General features: G+C 60.0%; 4 protein-coding genes. All 4 read right to left on the reverse strand.

Annotated features, from left to right (window positions below):
• Positions 1-576 (reverse strand): TAXI family TRAP transporter solute-binding subunit (locus WCA53_RS01435; protein ID WP_423904671.1); only part of this gene is annotated, 576 nt, incomplete at its 3' end.
• A gap of 236 nt (positions 577-812) precedes the next feature.
• On the reverse strand, positions 813-1574 hold the full coding sequence (locus WCA53_RS01440) for a hypothetical protein (protein ID WP_423904674.1): 762 nt from the start codon (positions 1572-1574) through the stop codon (positions 813-815).
• A 233-nt stretch (positions 1575-1807) separates the two neighbouring features.
• Positions 1808-2260 carry a cupin domain-containing protein gene (locus WCA53_RS01445; protein ID WP_423904676.1) on the reverse strand — a complete coding sequence of 151 codons (453 nt, stop codon included), beginning with the start codon at positions 2258-2260 and terminating at the stop codon, positions 1808-1810.
• 224 nt (positions 2261-2484) lie between these two features.
• Positions 2485-3843, reverse strand: coding sequence for a CoA transferase (locus WCA53_RS01450; protein WP_423904677.1), 1359 nt, complete (start codon positions 3841-3843; stop codon positions 2485-2487).
• Positions 3844-4295 lie beyond the last annotated feature (452 nt).

A 4295-nucleotide genomic window follows, 5' to 3' on the forward strand; every position in this document is an offset into this window, starting at 1 on the left:
GATATCGGACGTGCGGATCATTTTCTCCATGAGCGCGGGGCGCGCGGAATCAGCCGTCAGGAAGGCCACGTCGACCTCGCCCGCCAGTAAGGCGTTCACGGCGTCCTCGCCGACGAGCGGCAGCATCTGCGCGTCGCTGTCCGGTTCGACGCCATTTGTCTTCAGCAGTAACAGCACGATCTGGCGCGTGCCGCTGCCTTCGCGGCCGATGGCGAGGCGTTTGCCCTTGAATTCCGAGAGCCGCGTGAGCTCGGGGCCGCGATAGAAGACGAAGAGCGGCCAATTGCTGACGCTGCCGAGCGACATCAGGCCTGCCTGCCGCGTGTCGGGCGAAACGACGCTCGGGATACTCGTCAAGCCACTCTGCACGAAGCCGAGATCGACATGAATGGCGGGATCGGCGAGTCGCACGAGGTTCTCCAGCGTGCCTGACGACGTCAGCACGCGCAGCGTTATGCCGTTGCGCGCGAGGATCTCCTTGTACTTTTGCGCGGCAACCCAGAAGCGGCTGTACTCAGGACCCGCGGAGATCGTCAGGGTACTCGGTGGGGCGGGCTGGATGACGCGGATGGCCACCCAGATCACCACGACACCGACAATCATCAGTATGCCTAGAGAGACGACCAGGTCGAGCCACGAAATGCCGACATAATGGGCGGTGTGGCGGGATCCAGGCTCATCTGGGGTGGCTTGGTTCGGATGTGCGCTAATTTTGTTCGTCCCCCTTATCGAAGCGAATACCGGCAGGCCGCAGGTTCATGGAAGCAGGCAGCGCGGGGAGATCCTCGCTAAGTCTGCGACGCCAGTTGCATCTACCGACCAAGAAGAACGACCGCGTCACGCATCGGCTGCAACGAGATTCTCATCACGCCACTCAGCGGCGTATTCATTTCCAGGATCAGGAAGATCGCCTCGGAAGTCGACAACGCGCCAATCACCAGGACTGCGATGATCGTCCCATTGCGGTGGGCAAACAGGCCAAACGTGCCGAAGATCATGGCCAACCACGACACCAGGACGAACAGCAGGGGCGACGGGATTGCACCCTTGGCCCCTAGCAGTTCCAGCCAGCGCGCCGCGGACAGGTCATTGATAATCTGGATTGCATGCGCCTGTCTCTGACGCTGCTCCTCAGTGCGCGGCGTAATGGCTTTCAGCTTACGCTGCAGGTCTTCTACCCGGGCGGCCCCCTCGGAACTGCTCAGTCCTTCAAATTGCGAAGGGTCACCGGATGCCAGTATCTGCATCGTGGTGGCGTAGGTACGCTTAAGCGACGCACGTATCTCCTGCGTTTCCGGTCCATATTCGGCCAGTTCGCGATCGAGGCTAACGATGCTTGCGGCATTGCGAACGATATCCGCGTTTGCCGTATCCAATTGGCTTTTCGCTGACGAGATCAGCAGGCCGAGCACCAACGCGGCCATGGTAGCGATGAGGCCGGTCGCCAGTTTTACGACGCCGATTGATTCTTCGCTAAGGTGGTGTTCCGGCAACACGGTGCGCAAGTACAGCCCAAGCAGCGCGCTACCGAATACGCACACAAACACAGTCAGGGCGATGATGAGGTGGCTCATCCGGCTGTTCTCCGTCCGAGGTCATGAGCGTTGCACGCTTGACTATAACGTTGTACGCCGATGTCTTATGTGTGTCGCTTTGCGAACAAGCATCGACCTTGCCGGGACGGCTCATAGGGTTGCGGGGTTCCAGGTGAAGATTGAGATAGTGCGCCTGCCGGTCGTTCGGGATTCTCCGCAGGTTCGCCGGAATGCCAAGGATCGCGCGATCCGCCTCATCGACCCTAAGTGTATTAGAGCCGTAAAGGCGTAACGCTCGGCCAGTCAGGTAAGGCATCGAGATCCGAGCGCATCGTAACGCTTTCCTGTTCGTTGGGATCCGTTCGGGCGATCACCGCGACGCATGGCTCATCCGCGCTCGCGTTGTACGGAAGATGTGGCACCCCTGCGGGGATGTAGAAGAAATCTCCGGCCCGAACCACCACATGCTGCTCCAATCGTTCGCCATACCAGCACCCCGAGACGCCGCTCAGCTGATAGATGGCCGTCTCATGTTCCGCATGGAGATGCGCTTTGGCACGGGCACCCGGCGCAATTGTCGCAAGCTGAAGATGCATATGCTTCGATCCCACGCTTTCAGCTGAAATGCCTACAGCATAGGTCAGCCCTTGCTTCCCCTCGAACTGTGGGCCAGCTTGCACCAGTTGGCAGGTGGATGAGTCAGGCTTGTGTGCGCTAATGTTCATTGCTTCTCCAGACAATGAGCGCCGACGTCGGCGAAATGGCGACCATACGACGGCAGGATACACCCGCGCACGGTCTGAAGCCGGTCATCCTTTAAGCGGTCATGTACCGCGTATTCCGATGATCGCATGTATCGCTGGGGAGGCGTTGTCCGGGGCAAAAAAGGCGAATCGCCCGACGGGCCTTTTAGGTCAACCGCCGCTAACACGATTGACGACCGGTTGACTTACCAACGGGCCTCGGCGGAACCGAGGAGCGAAGCTGGATGCCGCCAAGCTAGGGCTATGTCGTTGACTGACACTGGCGATTTGCAGCGTTTTGCCGGCCCCCACTCTGTCTGCTCAAGCGACGCGGAAAAGTCGGCGCTGCTTGTCGCCAAACCCTCTGCCACCATTGCGGTCCTAGGCAGTTCAATCAAAGACCGCGCTGTTCGTGCAAGCGATAGTCTGGCCGTTGTCGCCCGATTTTCTGTGACTCGCCAGATAACAGACCGAACCACTGCCGCAGCCATCAGATAGCCTGTTGCCTGGTCGAGCGCTTGTACGGGCAGTGGCACCGGGCGATCCGCCTGCTTCCATTTCATGCCGGCATGCGCAATTCCCGAGCTCATCTGCAGGAGGCTATCAAAGCCGCGGCGGCCACTCCACGGACCGCTCCATCCGTACGCATCCAGTGACACGTCGATGAGTCCCGGGTTGATTGCGCGGCGCGCGGCTTCGCTGTAGCCCAATTGATCGAGGGCGCCGGGTCGATAACCATGAACCAGCGCGTCGGCTTGCGCCAATAATTGCTCGAATCTCTCGCGGCCTTGCGATGTTTCAAGGTCCAGTCGCGCACAGCGCTTGCCGAGCGTGACTTCGGGTAGCAAAGCGGGCTCGTCCCATCCGGGCGGATCGATTCTCAAGACATCTGCACCGTAACCAGCCAGAAAGCGAGTCGCGACTGGCCCCGCCAGAACGCGAGTCAGGTCGAGCACTTTCAGGCCTGCAAGCGGTCTCGTCCGTTCAGGCTGCCACGCTGGGGATCCAAACGAGGCAGCCATCGACGACCACGCAATCAGCGGCTCAGACGCCACTGCTTCGCCTTGAGGATGGGCCCTCCATTCATCGCAGGTCCGCATCGCCGCCGCGCAACCTTTCTGCCCAACGATTGCCGCTTCCAGTTCTTCGGCTGACCAGCCTGCGACGACCCCTGCCACGGCAGACCGGTCGTCGGCACATTGCAGCACACTTAGCGCCGCTGCCTTGTGATGCGGCGCGTTGGTATGGAGTCTGATCCAGCCGTCGCGGGTCGCGTAGTCTCCGGCGATTCCGTCCCATGCGGCGGGTAATGTCCAACCGACCGGATGGATCGACCAGCCGAACCAGAGCGAAGCCAGTCTTCGGTCGATGACAACCTCGGACGCGCGATCGAACTGCACCTTGAGCAATTGCCCGACCGCCGCACCGGCCGCTCCTATCGCTTGCGCGGCGAAGTCGGTCACGGGGAACGCAGAAGTGAGCTCGCCGGATCCTTGCACGGTGATGCGCGTCAACGCGTCGGCCGGAAATTGCAGCGCCAGCGAGGCGGCTTCCAGAAATTTCATCGATGAATTTGCCACGCTTGTCCCCAGACGGAAAAGCCGAGTCCCCACCGCAGCGGTCCTCGTCATGTTGTGGCCCGATCGGATATCGAAAGACTGCACAACCCGTTTCGACGCCAGCATAAACTTGATAAAGTTGACGTCAATCTTGATTTGAATCGTCAATGTCAACACGGTGACTACGATGGTATGGATTACGGCAGCAGAAGCACTTAGCATTTTGAGCGTTCGTCCGCAGACACTTTATGCAAACGTAAGCCGGGGGAAAATTCGCGCTCAGCCGGACAAGGCGGATAGTCGTCGCAGCCTCTACCATCGCGAGGATGTACTGCGGATGGCAAAGCGTACCAACGGTCGAAGGAAAGTGGAGACGGTCGCCGCCCAAGCCATTGAATGGGGGGACCCTGTGCTGCCATCAGCCATTTCGACGGTGGTTAATGGACGACTCTGGTATC

Source organism: Caballeronia sp., from assembly GCF_049581465.1.
In the GTDB taxonomy this organism is placed as follows: domain Bacteria; phylum Pseudomonadota; class Gammaproteobacteria; order Burkholderiales; family Burkholderiaceae; genus Caballeronia.